General features: G+C 48.4%; 12 protein-coding genes and 1 tRNA gene. 5 read left to right on the top strand and 8 right to left on the bottom strand.

Features of this window, described 5'->3' with window-relative positions; all coding sequences use genetic code 11:
- The first annotated feature begins 10 nt into the window (after positions 1 to 10).
- From I6E49_RS02160 to I6E49_RS02175, 4 genes are all read left to right on the top strand, one after another.
- Positions 11 to 82, top strand: a tRNA-Glu gene (locus tag I6E49_RS02160).
- A gap of 32 nt (positions 83 to 114) precedes the next feature.
- The gene (gene rpsT, locus I6E49_RS02165; RefSeq protein ID WP_235392584.1) at positions 115 to 369 is read left to right on the top strand and encodes a 30S ribosomal protein S20; all 255 of its coding nucleotides are present in this window, start codon (positions 115 to 117) and stop codon (positions 367 to 369) included.
- A 180-nt stretch (positions 370 to 549) separates the two neighbouring features.
- Positions 550 to 2,523, top strand: a complete 1,974-nt coding sequence (gene gyrB / locus I6E49_RS02170) for a DNA topoisomerase (ATP-hydrolyzing) subunit B (RefSeq protein ID WP_235400181.1) — start codon at positions 550 to 552, stop codon at positions 2,521 to 2,523.
- Between the two features lie 192 nt (positions 2,524 to 2,715).
- A complete protein-coding gene (locus I6E49_RS02175; protein WP_235400182.1) occupies positions 2,716 to 3,654 on the top strand; it encodes a hypothetical protein in 939 nt (312 codons plus the stop codon).
- Positions 3,655 to 3,936: 282 nt separating this feature from the next.
- Here I6E49_RS02175 and I6E49_RS02180 read toward each other — a convergent pair whose 3' ends face one another.
- The 8 genes from I6E49_RS02180 to pckA form a co-directional block, all read right to left on the bottom strand.
- Positions 3,937 to 4,914 (bottom strand): DUF4999 domain-containing protein, encoded by a 978-nt coding sequence (locus I6E49_RS02180; RefSeq protein WP_235400183.1) that lies wholly within the window; start codon positions 4,912 to 4,914, stop codon positions 3,937 to 3,939.
- A 34-nt stretch (positions 4,915 to 4,948) separates the two neighbouring features.
- Positions 4,949 to 6,121, bottom strand: coding sequence for a DUF1735 and LamG domain-containing protein (locus I6E49_RS02185; protein ID WP_235400184.1), 1,173 nt, complete (start codon positions 6,119 to 6,121; stop codon positions 4,949 to 4,951).
- Positions 6,122 to 6,143: 22 nt separating this feature from the next.
- Positions 6,144 to 7,214, bottom strand: a complete 1,071-nt coding sequence (locus I6E49_RS02190) for a glycoside hydrolase family 18 (protein WP_235400185.1) — start codon at positions 7,212 to 7,214, stop codon at positions 6,144 to 6,146.
- A gap of 23 nt (positions 7,215 to 7,237) precedes the next feature.
- Entirely contained in the window at positions 7,238 to 8,761 is a 1,524-nt protein-coding gene (locus tag I6E49_RS02195) for a SusD/RagB family nutrient-binding outer membrane lipoprotein (RefSeq protein WP_235400186.1), read from the bottom strand.
- 15 nt (positions 8,762 to 8,776) lie between these two features.
- Entirely contained in the window at positions 8,777 to 12,067 is a 3,291-nt protein-coding gene (locus I6E49_RS02200; protein ID WP_235400187.1) for a SusC/RagA family TonB-linked outer membrane protein, read from the bottom strand.
- A 139-nt stretch (positions 12,068 to 12,206) separates the two neighbouring features.
- Positions 12,207 to 13,259: a FecR family protein gene (locus I6E49_RS02205; RefSeq protein ID WP_235400188.1), complete on the bottom strand. Its 1,053-nt coding sequence runs from the start codon at positions 13,257 to 13,259 to the stop codon at positions 12,207 to 12,209.
- Between the two features lie 94 nt (positions 13,260 to 13,353).
- Positions 13,354 to 13,869, bottom strand: a complete 516-nt coding sequence (locus I6E49_RS02210) for an RNA polymerase sigma-70 factor (protein ID WP_235400189.1) — start codon at positions 13,867 to 13,869, stop codon at positions 13,354 to 13,356.
- Positions 13,870 to 14,020: 151 nt separating this feature from the next.
- Positions 14,021 to 15,622: a phosphoenolpyruvate carboxykinase (ATP) gene (pckA, locus tag I6E49_RS02215; RefSeq protein WP_235400190.1), complete on the bottom strand. Its 1,602-nt coding sequence runs from the start codon at positions 15,620 to 15,622 to the stop codon at positions 14,021 to 14,023.
- Between the two features lie 559 nt (positions 15,623 to 16,181).
- On the opposite strand from pckA, the gene upp reads away from it, so the two are divergent.
- The gene (gene upp, locus I6E49_RS02220) at positions 16,182 to 16,838 is read left to right on the top strand and encodes a uracil phosphoribosyltransferase (RefSeq protein WP_235400191.1); all 657 of its coding nucleotides are present in this window, start codon (positions 16,182 to 16,184) and stop codon (positions 16,836 to 16,838) included.
- Positions 16,839 to 16,942 lie beyond the last annotated feature (104 nt).

Here is a 16,942-nt window from a genome sequence, read left to right on the forward strand (position 1 = left end):
AAAGCACTTTGGTCCCTTCGTCTATCGGTTAGGACGAGAGATTTTCATTCTCTAAAGAGGAGTTCGACTCTCCTAGGGACTACAATAAAAATAAAAAAGAAGAAACATAACAAGATGGCAAACCACAAATCATCACTTAAGAGAATCCGTCAGGACAAGGCTAAGGCTTTGCACAACAGATACTACGCCAAGACAATGCGTAACGCTGTTCGTAAGCTTCGTGCTATGACGGACAAGGAAGAAGCTGTCAAGCTCTATCCTACCGTTCAGAAAATGCTGGACAAGTTGGCAAAGACTAACATTATCCACAAGAACAAGGCTGCAAACTTGAAGTCAAGCTTGTGTCTGCATATCAGCAAGCTCGCCTAAGTAGTTTGTTGGCAACCCATACTGAGGTCATGATCCTTTCGGATTATGACCTCTTTTTTTGTTCATTCACCTACCTACGCTGCCCATTCAACGTTCCTTTTTAGACGTTTTTTAATACTCAAAATTTCCCTAACTCGCATAATTTTAGTACTTTTGTAATCTAAACATAGAAAAATCAAAATGGCAGAAATACAGAACACCGAGAGCAATTACTCGGCCAGTAACATTCAGGTTCTTGAAGGACTTGAAGCCGTACGCAAGCGTCCGGCAATGTATATCGGAGACATCAGTGAGAAAGGTCTTCACCATCTTGTCAACGAAACCGTCGACAACTCTATCGACGAAGCCATGGCTGGCTACTGCACCCACATTGAGGTTACAATCAACGAAGACGAATCAATCACAGTTCAAGACAACGGTCGCGGTATCCCCGTCGACATGCACGAGAAGCTGCACAAATCAGCCCTTGAGGTCGTTATGACTGTGCTCCACGCCGGAGGCAAGTTCGACAAAGGCTCATACAAAGTTAGCGGCGGTTTGCACGGTGTAGGTGTAAGTTGCGTTAATGCGCTCTCTACACATATGAAGTCGCAGGTGTTCCGCAACGGTAAAATCTACCAGCAGGAATACGAGAAGGGCAAGCCACTCTACCCCGTCAAGGTAGTAGGCGAGACCGAACTCCGCGGTACACGTCAGCAGTTCTGGCCCGATCCGACTATATTTACCACTACCCACTACCAGTGGGACATCATAGCACGCCGTATGCGTGAGCTTGCGTTCCTCAATGCAGGCATCAAGATTACGTTGCGCGACATGCGCCCCAACGAAGAGGGCAAGACACGCGAGGAAGTATTCCACGCCAAGGACGGACTCAAGGAATTCGTTCGCTACGTCGACCGTCACCGCACCCACCTCTTCGACGACGTCATCTATCTGAAGACCGAGAAGCAGGGCATACCTATCGAAGTGGCAGTGATGTACAACACCGACTATTCGGAGAACATCCACTCATACGTCAACAACATCAACACCATCGAGGGCGGTACACACCTCACCGGTTTCCGTACTGCGCTGACACGTACACTCAAGGCATACGCCGATGCCGACCCAGCCATTGCAAAGCAGATTGAGAAGGCAAAGATAGAGATCGCAGGCGAGGACTTCCGCGAAGGACTCACAGCCGTAATCGCCATCAAGGTAGCCGAGCCACAGTTTGAGGGCCAGACCAAGACCAAGCTCGGCAACAGCGAAGTGGCAGGAGCCGTACAGCAGGCCGTAGGCGAGGCTTTGGCCAACTATCTTGAGGAGAACCCCAAGGAGGCCAAGATGATATGCGACAAGGTGATTCTTGCAGCCACAGCACGTATCGCAGCACGCAAGGCACGCGAGAGTGTGCAGCGCAAGAACCCAATGACTGGCGGTGGACTCCCTGGCAAACTTGCCGACTGCTCCAACCGCGACCCCAAGAAGTGCGAGATATTCCTCGTCGAGGGTGACTCGGCCGGCGGTTCTGCCAAGCAGGGACGCGACCGCTACACTCAAGCCATCCTGCCTCTGCGCGGTAAGATTCTCAATGTCGAGAAGGTAATGTGGCACAAGGTGTTCGAGTCGGAGTCGGTTATGAACATCATCCAGAGCATCGGCGTACGCTTCGGCGTTGACGGCGAGGAGGACAAGGAAGCCAACATCGACAAGCTGCGATACGACAAGATTATCATCATGACCGATGCCGACGTCGATGGTTCGCACATCGACACGCTCATTATGACACTCTTTTATCGTTTCATGCCTAAGGTTATACAGGAGGGGCACCTCTACATCGCCAACCCGCCGCTCTATCTCTGCACCTACAAGAACAAGGTGAAGGAGTATTGCTACACCGAGCAGCAGCGCCAGGCATTCCTCGACAAGTATGCCGGTGGTGTTGAGGACGGCAAGTCGGTTCACACACAGCGCTATAAAGGTCTTGGTGAGATGAACCCCGAGCAGCTTTGGGAGACAACAATGGACCCACAGACACGACTGCTCAAGCAGGTTACCATCGAAAATGCAGCCGAAGCCGACGAGATATTCTCTATGCTTATGGGCGACGATGTAGAGCCACGTCGTAAATTTATCGAAGAACACGCTACCTACGCCAATATCGACGCGTAGTGTTTGTATAAGTTGAGAGTTGAAAATTGAAAGTTGAAAGTTATGATATGCATTGACTGTAATGCATTAATATTTGACGTTTATCGTCAGTAATCATAACTCTCAACTCTCAATTTTCAACTCTCATTTTTCTTTCAACTCTCAACTTCAACTCTCAACTCTCAATTTTCAACTCTCAACTCCCCCCACTCCATGCGCCTACTCCATACATTCATTCTTCTTCTGTTATCTCTTACAGCTGCCCATGCACAGCAGTTCGGCACAGAGTGGATGACATCGCCATCATCTACAGACTCGTCGTGTGTATGGTTTCGTCGCACATTCATTGCCCGTAATCCTCCAAAACACGCCTCTGTGTGCGTTGCATCCGACTCACGCTTCATTCTTTATGTCAACAGTCGCAACGTGTCTACAGCACTTTATATGCCCCGCCACGTCGATACAGACCATCCTACCGTGTCCTTTACATTCGATGTGACACGATTTCTTCGTACCGACTCCAATACTATAGCCCTGCTTCTTGCTCCCACAGCCACTATGCGTGCGCCAAAACTCTCAGTATGTTTCTTCGGGAAATACAGCAACAATATTCCGTTTGCTTCGTGCGATGTTGACGGATGGACATACTGCGCAGCCTCAACGCGCCTAACAACCGATGGCGAACTAACAGACAAGAGCCTCCAGTCTGCATCATTTCCATTCCACAGAGATATAATCACGCCAATGTGGCAACCGGTCACAGCAACAGAAACAAGCCGTTACAGCGTAAATAAAGACTACGGGACAACTGCCGAAAGCTTATATGGCTATAACTACATATTATATAATGTATTGAGCGACGATGCCGTACGTGTGCGCCAGATACTCAGTCCGCGCTTCTTCGACCGCACCGACCGTTCCATCACCTACGACTTCTCACCCGGTTTCTACGGCTTTGTGCGTGTCACGTTGCGTGGTTGCCAACGTGGCGAGCATATATATATTAATGGTATGGAGTATATATGTAGCGGCGAAATGGACGAACAGGCTTATTGTCGTTTTACCGCCCAATACATGCGTCGCATTACAATAACCGGCGACCGCCACTTCAATCCCGAACAAGTGCAGGAAGCAGAAGCCGTATGCCAATAAAGTTACGTGTCCCTTTACAATCGTAACACTAATATCATGGACGTGATATAAAGCAGTGTTGCGTGTCTTGAAACAGTCGTATCATGCCATGAAACGACCGTATCATGCCTTGAAACGATCGTATCATGGCATGATACGACGCTTTTACTGGATGCTAATATGCCAGATAAACAAAAAGCGTATCCCGACATCACTGCCCGGATACGCCCAAAAAAATTTACAATCTTATCTAACTATAAACCTTTGTCATAGTCCTAGTTCTGTATATACCTTGCTTTTTTATTATTCGGCATATACACGTAATTGAGTCATATAGATGTAACCCCAAGCGCTGAACCATTTGTTCAGTCTGAGATACAGATAGCGCGACTTGGGCTTACCAAGCAGGTTGATAATCTGCGTTGTTCCAGTTACATCAAGAGTACCAATTTCATTCCACTCATCGCCATCAGCACACATCACTGTTACGTTGCTGCTGTTATAGCCTGAATACATATAATCAGTTTGTATTGCAGTAACGGTTCTCTCCTCGCCAAGGTCAATCTGTATACCCTTCTCGTTGTCGCCATAGAACATTACATACGAGTCTGATTTACCGTCTACCAAGCTCTTCGGATCAGTATACCATTTTGCTCCGCTCACAGTCAGAGCCTCAGCAGTCAGTGGCACCTGAACGCTGCCAGTCGGCACATTGCCCATTATTACATAACGCTTCTTGTCCTTGACTACACTAAAGTCGAGCTGCTTCATTTTCGGATTGGTTGCCACTAGAGTGTTTGGTGTATCCGTTATGACTTTGTCTATCTTGATACATCCTTTCTCCGTTAATTTTCCTTCAATGCCAGCCAGAGGCGACAGGTCGTCAAGCACCATACGGATAGTGTCCGAAGAAGTCTGTCCTGCTTTGATAGTCAGCATGTTCGAAGCGAGCTGATTGCCTTCGCGGTCAATAAATTTATAGCTTGTAGACGGCAGATTGTCGCTACCCTCAACGCCTACCTCCACACTGATATCATGATTGGAAGTCTTCTGTATCTTTGCAGAGAATTCCATATCAACATTGCCCGACAGTTCGAGCGGAGTATGCACCAAAGAGAACTCCTTGCTGTCCGACTCAAGGAAGTCGGTACGCTGCAGATATACATATGTGGCTGTCCACTCGTCCTGCTCTACGTTGTCGTCGTCGCTACATGCGGTGAACATACCCAGTGACAGCAATGCAGCTGCCACGGGTATATAATTCTTTATGTGTTTAAACATAACTTGTTTCTTTTAATGTTGAATCTAATGTTCATTACTGCCATGGAGTGCTTTCGTCGGTAGACTTCACACCCTCAACCCATTTCGGAGTATAGCTGTACTCACTTGTCAGTGTATGTCCCTTACCAGTACAATCAGCAAATGTATTGCCCGTACCGTCATTCATGCGCCAATAAGCCTCAAGTCCCTTCGACTTTGCACTCACTGTAGCCATATTGTTCTGTATCTGAGCCTCAGTACGGCATACCGACCATACACGTGCCTCAGCCATCAGAATCTTACAGCTGCCCCAGAAGCTACTTGACTCATCGCCTCTTGTAAACCATTCGAACATCTGGAATGTAGTAGGTCCTGCAGGGATGTCCTTCACACCAGCAAATGCGCCATTGATATAGAGCTTGTACTGCGATCCGTCGCATGTCAGTGCCAGATGCTGCCACTTGTTAGGTACAAACGAGAACGACGGATTCATATACAGACGGTTGCGTCCTACAATCTGCACAAGCGAGTGTGCCTTATGGTCGTTATTGTCTCTCTGTGGGTCCTCAAAACGCAGCAATACAAAGTTGAAGTTGTCGCCACGGTTTACAAATACCGCACGGTCGCGGTTGTACATGTTCTCAACCTGGAACTTCACCTCAATAGTATACTCACTATAAGTTTCAGGTCCCTTAGGCATTTCAGATCTCAACATTGGAGCACCATAGAACTGTGGCAAAGTTGAAGTTGTGATAGCCTCAGTAGTGATAACAAAAGCACTGGTCTGCGGCATAGCCGGCACTGCACCGTCCTCGCTAACAAGACGCAACGGCAAAGCGAATATCTCGCCAATCATATCCTCTGTGAGAGGCTTGATGTTTATCTTCACTGGGTCGGCTGTATATTCGCCCTTCTTGATGATTATCTCGTTAGGTATCTCATACTGTCCTTCAGGCAAAGTCACAAAACCCGTACTCTGCTTCTCGTTATACTCTTCCAGCACCTTCTCGTCTACCTCAAGTCGGAACTTACAGTCCTTAGGCGCGGCACTTGACAGACATGGTGTTATTTCTGTAGAACCACCCTCGTCTGTGATAATCACCTTTGCGCTCTTAGCCGAAAGGCTTTCATTTATATATGCACCGTTTTCGATTATCTTATAATCGGCATCGTTACACGCAGTGAGCGTGGCCACGGTGGCTATTAATGTCAATAATATCTTTTTCATCTCTTTTTTGTATTAGGTCATATTATTTGATAACGGCGGGATTCATCACCTGAATAGCGTTGCGCATCCACTTGTAAGCTGGAGTGTTTGCAGCCTCACCGTCGAAATGATAGCCTCCGCAACCACCCTTAAGATAGCCATTGAGAGGCTGCCAACGTGCAAAACCCTCAAGCGACTTATATGAAGCAGCTCTGCCATCGCGCTTTCTGAATGTATAGCCTCCAGCCAAGCAGTCCATAGCACTCTCAAGGTTCTCAGTCATGACGTAGCGGTTAGTAATAGTCTCCTCGTCGAGCACAGACTTAAACTTGTTGATACCCTTATTCAAACGACCGTCGAGTCCCGATTCCGACTCATGATATGCCTGAATTACGAAGTAGCTCAAGTATGGGCCCAACTCGGTGTGCAAGAACTCAGGTTCACCATCCACAATAAGAAGTTTCTCCGGATTTGGCGACATCGGGCCAAGTTCCTTAGCCAATTCAAGGATAAATACCTTCATCAAATCTTGGCTGCTTGCCAACTCGCCACCATAGCCATAGTGAGGCTCGTAGTCGATGTCAAAGCCGTCGTAGTTGTACTTGGCAATTGTGTCGAGGAATGCCTGTGCATACTTGCGTACGGCAGCCTCCTTAGACTCCTGATCGCCGTCTTTCCAGCCCCAGAACTCGTGGCGCTTTTCGGTCGACTCATTATACTCAGCAGGAGTAACACCGTCGCCCACCCATTTTGTGAAGCTACACATCACAATCTTTGTGCCCTTCACCTTCTGTACAAATTCAAGGTCCTTACGCTTACCTTCCGACAGGTTGGTAGCTCCGTCCCACAATGATACAACGTCCATCGAGTCGGGAATACCCGAGAGCATGTTGGCAGTTGAAGCTGCAGGGTCGCTCCATCCTCCATACCATCCGAAGGTGATAGAGTGTTTGGTCTTCTTCCAGTCACGCAGAGCCTTATAATAAGTCTCTGTCTTCGCTATTTCGGTGTTGTTATAGCGTGTCATTTGTTTGGCCTCGGGTTCAGTCCAGTCGCTGCAAGAGGCGAAAGCCATAGCGAGAGCGGCTGTGAGGCAGTAGAATATCTTTCTCATAATTTGATTACGTTGTTAGGTTTTTACTTCTTTTTTGCCCAAAACAAATCGGTAGCCTCATTGTCCGGACCACCCAGCTGCTGTACAGCCTTGTCGTAGTTCTCGCGGTTAAGGTCGCGCTCTGTGTACGGGTAACGCAGACGACGCATTCCACGCTGCATATCAGTGATTACTGACTGGTTCATGTTGCTGATAGCTGGTGCAAGTTCCGGATATCCCGTGCGACGATATTCAGCCCAAGCCTCCAGTCCAAGTGGGAAGTTGGCAATCCACTTCTGTGTGATGATACGCTCCAGATTCTGCTGGCTGTTGTCTGCATCCCACTTAACCTTCACCTTAGTCTGTCGGTTGTAATTGTATTTTGAACCGCGCGGATCGTTTGCATGACCTTCGGGGGTATGCGTGTCGTCAACTATATACGCCTCTATTGTCGTAGCATCTACTCCATACTGCTCCATCGACAAACGTATGCCACGCTCGTAAAATTCCTGAGCTGATCCGCCCATGTTCCATCCCTTCAGCGCACCCTCTGCACGCAGGAAACAAACTTCCGCAGCCAGACACACCGGCATCTTTGTCGATGCAGTAGCATTAATTTGTGAGTAGCCGCTCACCAAAGCCTTGTCAAATCCTGCCTCACCGCTACGCATACCAATGTAGCGTGTTGCGTCAAAAGATGACTTGGTGAAGTAAGACTCCATACGCGGATCGTTGTAACCCTGCATATAGTCGACGATAGATGAGCTTATACGCAAGTCGCCCCAGCTTGCTGAAGCCAGCTGATAAGGGTTGCCCTGAACACCTGGATCCACAAGAGCATTCTGGCTGTTGTTTTCAATCAGTCCGGCAGGGCTCTCGCATACTTCCTCAGCAGCCTGGCGGTCGTCTGTACGAATAGCAGCGCGCAGAGCAAGCGAGTTTGCAAGACGTGCCCACATCGCATAATCTCCTTGATAAATAGGATCAGCGTTACCAAGCGGACGGCTGGCAGGATAAGCCACTGAGTACTGATAGAGTATCGTAGCAGACTGACGTAGATCTGCAATAATGTTCTTGTATGTTTCCTCTGGTGTATCGTAGCCAGTGCGGAAAGAGTTATTGGCCACCGAGCTGTACGGAATACCACCATAGCAGTCGGCTACACGCATCAGGGCTGAAGCCTTGAGCAGCAAAGCCATAGCATAGTAGTGACCTGCCTTGTTTGTAGTCTTCTCTACGTCAAAGATGTTCACGAGGTTTTCGTATGTGGTATTGAACGGAATAGCATTCCATCCATCCGACGCATTGTATGTGTCGAAATTCTGTCCGCCCCAACGGTTTGAACATGTCATGTATCCACCGAGTGCACCCACCATCTGGTCAATCATCTGCGAGTTGTTCTGCTGTACATACATCACCGGTTCAATCATTGCCGGCAGCAGTACTGACGGGTCGGCCTTATATATAGCGTATGGGTCGGAGTTGTATTTCTCGAAATTGTCTGTACATGCCGTCAGAGCCGAAGCGCCGAGAACAACAGACAATACCACCTTATTTATATGTTTCATTGTAGTGTTCGTTTTTTAGAATTGTAATTTCACGTTGAATCCGAAGTTTCTCGTTGAGGGCTGCATGAAGTAGTCCACACCCTGATAATATGTGCTGCTTGTGGCTCCTGAGAGTTCGGGGTCGAACGGTGCCTTGCAGTAAATCATCCAAAGGTTGCGTGCCACAAATCCTACAGAAGCGCGCATCTTGCCACCGAACCAGCGCTTAGGCAGGTCGTACGACAGACTCAGTTCCTGCAAACGTACGTTGGTAGCGCTGTACAGATAGTAGGCTCCATATCCGCCTTCAGCCGATGAAATGGTCTGATAGTAGTTCTGCGCTGGTACAGTACCATTGTTAATAGCTATACCACCAGCGTCGCGAGCGTCAGCAGTAGCCTGCGATGCTCCATAGTAGTCGAGAATACCCTGTGTTGCCGAATAGCAAAGTCCGCCTACACGTGCTGTGAGTACGAATCCGAGCGACAATCCGTCATATTTGATAGTGTTGCTCCATCCCAAGTTGTACTTAGGTGCCAGACTGCCTGCCTTGCGTGGCTCTGTTTCCATTATTGAGAGGTTGCCGTTCTTGTCAAGGAGTATCGCACCGTTGTTGTCGCGTGCCAGTTCGTGCTTGATGTATATATCGCTCATCGAGCCGCCCTCGTACAGTATTACCTGAGGAGCTACCGAGCTTGCGCCGAGATAGTCCTTCTGTATTTCGGGGATACCCTTGTTGTTGCGGCTGTCGGGCGACAACTGCTTGATACGGTTCTGGTTGATGGTGTATGTCAGGTTCGACTGTACGCCCAGCTTGCCCCACTGGTTGTTATATCCAACAGCCAGCTCTATACCCTGGTTCTGGATATTACCAGTCTGCTCAATCTTGCGATTGTAGAGCGAACTTGAGCTTGATGCAGCATAGATAGTCTGATGATAAGTGTTCGAACGATAGAGAGTGAGGTCGAAGTTTATAGTGTTGTTGAGGAACTTGGCGTTCAAACCGAGCTCCCACGACTTAGTGTCCTCAGGCTTCATATTGTCGAGCGGAGCCGTGTTAGGTTTCTGCCACTGGTGGGTCTGGTTGTTGTATGTGTAGCTCGGGTTAGAGAGGAAGCGACTGAATGCAGATGCCACCTTCGAGTACGAAGCACGCACCTTGAGGAAGTCGATGCCCTTCGGCATCTTCACCATGTTCGAAACCACAGCCGACATACCTACCGACGGGTAGAAGAACGATGACTGATTAGAGAATGCCAACTGCGATGCCCAGTCGTTACGTCCTGTCATTGTAAGGTAGAGCATGCTCTTGTAGCCTAATTCGAGCGAAGCGAAAATCGACTGTGTCTGGTCGTGCCATCCACTCTGTATTGGCTTATACTTGCTCTCATAGTTGATATTGTTCATTGCAAAGTGGTTGGTGAGCAGGAGGTTGCCGGCACCGCCAGCCGCCTCAAAACGCTGGTCGTTGATAGAAGCACCGATATTGGCAGCTACCGAGTAGTCGTTGAACAATGTCTTGTTAATGTTGAGCATGATATCGCCGTATACCGACTTGTCGTGCTGAGTCTGATCCTCATATCCACCGTTCGAGTCGCAGAATGTAGTGAGGGTCGATGCATACATCTTGTTACGTATGCGATATTCTGAGTTATCCACACGTACACGTCCGGTCACATTCATCCAGTCGAAGATGTTGTACTTCACCGATGCGTTGAACATATAGCGTGTCTTGTCTGTAGTGCGGTTCATGCGCTTCTGTATCCAGTACGGGTTCTGCAGCGAATGTGCACCCTCACCGTATGGCCAGTATTGTGTATTGTATCCCAGCACCGGATCCCAACGCTCAAAGTTGCGCACTTCGTCAAAATTGTCGCTGCGTGGGAACAGATACAGTGCGGGCAACGGGTTGTAGTACTTACCCTGCGAAACCATGTTCTGGTCTTTCTGCAGGATATAGCTTGCACCGAAGTCGATTACAAGTTTGTCGTCGAGCAACGATGTAGTGTTGCGTGCTGTGAAGTTGTAACGGTCGTACTTGTTGCCTACAATAATACCCTGTGTATTTGTAGTAGAAGCCGAAATGTATGTCTGGTTTTTGCTGTTGCCGGTAGAAAGTGCTACCGAGTTGATAATGCTCGAACCAGTATTGAAGAATTTGGCAGGATCGAAGTCGCTGTTCACCTCAGCGCCCCAGTTCATCAGTCCTGTGCTTGTGCCATATTTGCTCTGTGTCTCTGGCAGCATAGTAGCTTTAGAGAACATAGTGCTGTTTGATACGGTCACAGTAGTGCGGTCTTTGGCTCCACGCTTGGTGTTGATAATAACAGCACCGTTGGCAGCGTCACTACCATAAAGGGCGGCAGCCGACGGACCCGTAAGCATATTTATTGATTCAATGTCTTCAGGGTTGATATCGGCCGAACTTTCAGAACCCGTCTGTTGAGCATAAGAACCACCAGTACCGCCAAACGAGTGGTTATACATAGGTATACCATCAATTACGTACAACACGTTGTTGTCTTTTTCGATTGACTTAGCACCACGCATAACTACGCGCACACTACCACCGGCACCCGACGCACCGCTGTTAATCTGCACACCTGCAACCTTACCAACGAGCGAGTTGGCAAAGTTGGCATCCTTTACGTTGTTGAGTTCGTCGCCCTTGAGCTGTTGCACATTGTACGAAAGGGCTTTCTGTTCGCGCTTGATACCGAGAGCGGTCACCACAACGTCGCCCAGAAGCTTTGAGTCCTCCTGCAATACTACGTTCATGTTCTCGCCAGCCTTCAGTGTCTGGTTCTTGTAGCCGATGTACGACACCACGATATGGCGTCCGGCGGTACCCTCAAACGAGAAATTACCGTCCATATCGGTCACTGTTCCTTCGTTGCCCGTACCCTCGGTGCGTACACTCACGCCGATAAGAGGCATGCCGTCCTTGTCGAGCACGCGTCCCTGAATGCGCTGTTTCTTGCCGTTTTGCTGTTTTGCTCCATTGGTGCGCTGCTTCTCTGTAGCACCAGCGGGAACGATGATGATTTGGTCGCCCTTTATCTGGTAGCTGAATCCGCTACCACTAAGCACTCTTTGCAGTGCCTCGTCAACCGTTGCGTTATGCAGGTTGACGTTGATACCTGGCTTTTTGTTCAACTGGGTATGGTTGTACTCTGCAAACATACCTGTCTGTTTCTCGATTTGCTTGAGAGCTTCCACAATGGTCGTGTTGCTCTTCTTGATTGTGACACGTGCTCGGCTTTGTGCCATTGCTGCTGTCTGCGAAGCCAGCAGCAGCGCCGAGAAGCACATAGTCCTTAAGACCATGGCCACTGTTCGTTGTCTTTTACTCATTGTTAGTAATATTAGTTTATATATAGGTTTAATTCTATCGTAAATTTTTAGGCAGGGGTAAATATAGGGGTGTAAATTAGTCTTTCATTAAATCAGAGTATGTCTCACGACATTACTTGTTGTAGAAGTAGCAGTTGTCGCCATCTATTCGATAGGCGTGCTTGCCCGTGACGCGTACTATCACGTCCATAACGTCCTTTATCGGAGCGTTGTCGGGGAAGTGCAGGGTGTATCGGTCGTTGCCGATGCGGTGCATACTATAGTGGAACGAGTATGGATATTTGCGCTCAAGTATGGAGAATATCTGTGCCAGCGTCTTCTCCTTAAGCACCACTTCGCCGCGTTGCCATGCCGTGATGTCGGCTATATTGGGTGTCATAACCTCATACTTGTGGGTGTCGCGATTGTATGCTATCATCTCGCCCGGCTGTAAGATCACACTGCTGTGCATATCGTTGCAGTCTACCTTGACACTACCTTCTATCAGTGTCGACTCCACATTATGGTCGTCGGGATAAGCCGACACGTTAAACTCGGTGCCGAGTGCGGTCACCTGCATATCGTTGGTCTTGACTATAAACGGATGCTTCTTGTCGTGAGCCACCTTGAAGCTTGCCTCACCCATCAGGTATACGCTACGTGTGTGGCCGTCGAAGCGGTTGGGATAGAGCAACGCACTGCATGAGTTGAGCTTCACTACGGTGCCGTCGGGCAACACCATCTGTCGGGTCTGGGCTACGGGGGTGTGGCTTTGCAGAAGGTCGGAGCCTTGCGTGTCGGCATTGTAAAGCATATAGCCCAACATTCCTATCACAATGACAAACACTACTGCTGCCGACTGCCAGAACCGCAACCAGCGCACCGCCTTGATGCGGCGACGGTCGGTGTCGGCAAGCAGACTGACCGTTTCTTTGTTAGGTCGACTGATACCAACATTGACACACAATCGGGCGTAAGCATCGTCAGTCTGCTTTTGGTTGATATTGGCAGAGGTGAATGCCGTCTCGTCCCAAAGCTGCTCCATTGCAGCATCCTTTTCTTCACGGTGTTTGTCATCAGCCAACCACTTATGGAAATGGTTGGTGGCAGAGCTGCCAAAGTCGCCGTGGGCGAAGAGGCGCATTATGCTATTTATATATTTATGTGTACCGTTTGTCTCTGTCATACATATATAACACACATGTAGGACAAGGACTACTTAAGGAAAAAATAAAAAAAATGTGTTTTTCTTGATTTTTTATGTTTTTGCCGCTGATTGCTTATATTCCGGCGAGCAAAACGAAGAGCAGCATAGTCTTCTTAAGCTCTTTCAATGCGAGATATATCTGATGTTCTACGGTGCGCACCGACAGCTGCAATTGCTCGGCTATCTCGGCATTGGACAATCCATGCATACGACTCATCTCAAATATCTGACGGCGGCGTTCGGGCATACGGTCGAGCGTAAGGCGCATCAGCAGCAATGCCTCTTCGTAATACAGCGGATCGTCTGCGCCCAGTTCGGATGGCAGGGTTGCGTCTGCGTTGTCGTCACACTCTACCCCCCCAATTTCGTGTATTTTGCGATAGCGGATTACGTTGAGTACATGATTGCGAGTCATCACGAAGACATAGCTGTCCACATTGTCCTCGCTCCACTTCTCTGGCATAAGCCACAGCTTAGCGAAGACATTCTGTGCCACATCTTCTGCCTCGTCCTCACGCTTCAATAGCTGCATGGCAAACAGCTTCACACGCGGATAGAGTCTGCTGAAAAGACGCTCAAAATCATTCATACGCTTCTGATAATTGTTATTTCGACTCGCAAAGTTATAAATAAAAAACGAATAAACAAAAATCCCCGCACTATAGGCACCAAAAAAAGGTCTGTCTCCCGATAACAGGAAACAGACCTTTTTTATTTAGTCTTTATCTTCGTCTGAAAGATTAGAGCTGGGGACCAGCAGCTACGAGAGCCTTACCAGCCTCGTTGTTTGTGTACTTAGCGAAGTTCTTGATGAAGCGAGCAGCGAGGTCCTTAGCCTTCTCCTCCCACTGAGAAGCCTCAGCGTAAGTGTCGCGCGGATCAAGAATCTCAGTAGCTACACCAGGAAGTTCTGTCGGAACCTTGAAGTCGAACATCGGGATCTGCTTTGTAGGAGCCTTGTCGATGTCGCCGCTCAAGATAGCGTCGATGATACCACGTGTGTCGCGGATAGAGATACGCTTGCCAGTACCGTTCCAACCAGTGTTAACGAGGTAAGCCTTAGCGTTGTTCTTCTCCATCTTCTTAACGAGCTCCTGAGCGTACTTTGTCGGGTGCAACTCGAGGAAAGCCTGGCCGAAGCAAGCTGAGAAAGTAGGAGTCGGCTCTGTGATGCCGCGCTCTGTACCTGCCAACTTAGCTGTGAAGCCTGAGAGGAAGTAGTACTGAGTCTGCTCCGGAGTCAGGATAGATACTGGAGGCAGTACACCGAATGCGTCAGCTGAGAGGAAGATAACCTGCTTAGCAGCTGGTGCAGAAGAACCCGGCTTGATGTTGTTGATGTGGTAGATCGGGTAAGAAACACGTGTGTTCTCTGTAACGCTCTTGTCAGCGAAGTCGATCTTGCCATTAGCGTCAACAGTTACGTTCTCGAGAAGAGCGTCGCGACGGATAGCGTTGTAGATATCGGGCTCAGACTCCTTGTCGAGGTTGATAACCTTAGCATAGCAGCCACCCTCGAAGTTGAACACGCCGTTGTCGTCCCATCCGTGCTCGTCGTCGCCGATGAGGAGACGCTTCGGGTCGGTAGAAAGAGTGGTCTTACCTGTACCAGAGAGGCCGAAGAAGATAGCTGTGTTCTCACCGTTCTTGTCGCAGTTAGCAGAGCAGTGCATAGAAGCCATGCCCTTGAGCGGGAGGAAGTAGTTCATCATTGAGAACATACCCTTCTTCATCTCACCACCGTACCATGTGTTGATGATAACCTGCTCCTTAGAAGTTACGTTGAAAGCAACGCAAGTCTCTGAGTGCAGACCGAGCTCCTTGTAGTTCTCTACCTTAGCCTTAGATGCGTTGTAAACAACGAAGTCAGGCTCGAAAGACTCAAGCTCCTCAGCTGTAGGACGGATGAACATGTTTGTTACGAAGTGAGCCTGCCAAGCAACCTCAACGATGAAACGAACAGCCATACGTGTATCCTTGTTAGCTCCGCAGAAACCGTCTACTACATAGAGGTTCTTGTTGCAAAGCTCCTTCTTGGCGATATCCTTAACCGTTGCCCAAACCTCTTCAGACATCGGGTGATTGTCATTCTTATATTCCTCTGTTGTCCACCATACAGTGTCCTTAGAGTTCTCGTCCATTACGATGTACTTGTCCTTAGGTGAACGACCGGTGTAGATACCTGTCATTACATTGACAGCACCGAGTTCAGTCTGCTGACCTACCTCGAAACCTTCGAGACCAGCCTTTGTTTCCTCTTCGAACAACTTCTCATAAGACGGATTGTGAGCGATTACTGTAGAACCAGTAATTCCGTACTGTGTCAAATCTAACTTTGCCATTTTTGAAAAATATTATTTAGATGTGAATATAGAATCAACTTCCATGGCCTGACTCCACTATTGCCTGATCGGGGCCGTTGCTTCTGTGCAGGCGACTTTCATTGTCCTTTATATAAATAGGTGTAAATCGTTGCGGGGGATTTGGCCGCTCTTATATTTACATCGGCAAAGTTATGAAAAAACTATAAGATAACAATATTTATCGGTGACAAAATTTGCGCGTGTTCAATATTTTTTTTGTTAAAATTTCGCAAAACCGAACATGTACTCATATATTGCCATTTGCAGTTTACAATTTGGTAATTTATTGGGCATCATCAGGAGGCTATGGCATCCTCGCCGTAGCCTGTACTGTTGGTATATACGTTCTTATTGTTATTTTTTCACACCATTGTTTGCTCAGGTTATGACGGGGACGCCATAACTTCCTACAGTTAGAGCCACTATTTGTTAAAGAAATAGAAATGTAATATGCTGTGTGCGGTCAGCAAAGACTATATTTGCGGAGATACAGGATTTTATTAGTACTTTTGTAAGAATTTAAAAACAAACGAACTATATGAAAATCATCGATTTCAGCAAGAGCAACTCTATTATTAATAAGTATATGGCGGAGATGCGCGACAAGGACTATCAGAAAAACCGTCTGCTGTTCCGCAACAACATCATGCGTGTAGGCGAACTTATCGCTTACGAGCTGAGCAAGACGTTCGACTATGAGGAGCGCGACATACAGACTCCGCTTGGCGTTGCCAAGGTGAATGTGCCTACCGACAAGCTGGTGCTCGGCACCATTTTCCGTGCAGGTCTGCCTTTCCACCAGGGCTTCCTCAACATCTTCGACCACGCCGGCAATGCCTTCGTTTCGGCATTCCGCGAGTATGAGGACGAGGCTCACACCAAGGTTGGCATCCATGTGGAGTATCTTGCCACTCCCGACCTCAACGACGCCACTCTGCTCATAGTCGACCCGATGCTTGCCACTGGCGGCTCTATGGAGTTGGGCTACAAAGCTCTGCTCACCAAAGGCACTCCCAAGAAGGTGCATGTGGTTTGCGTAATGGCAGCGCCCGAAGGCATTGAGCACATACGCAAGACATTCCCCGACGACACTACCATATGGTGTGCTGCCGTAGACGAGGGTCTCAACGAGCACAAGTACATCGTACCGGGCTTCGGCGATGCCGGCGACCTGTGCTACGGAGGAAAGATTTAATAGACAAAAGATTTCAAGGCGCAATAGTTTAAGGTAGGTTCTATTAATTGATTAATTCAAGTGGAAGCCGTTCCGCCAGACTCAATCTTTCGGAATCAGTAGCT

This window comes from Leyella stercorea (assembly GCF_021531655.1).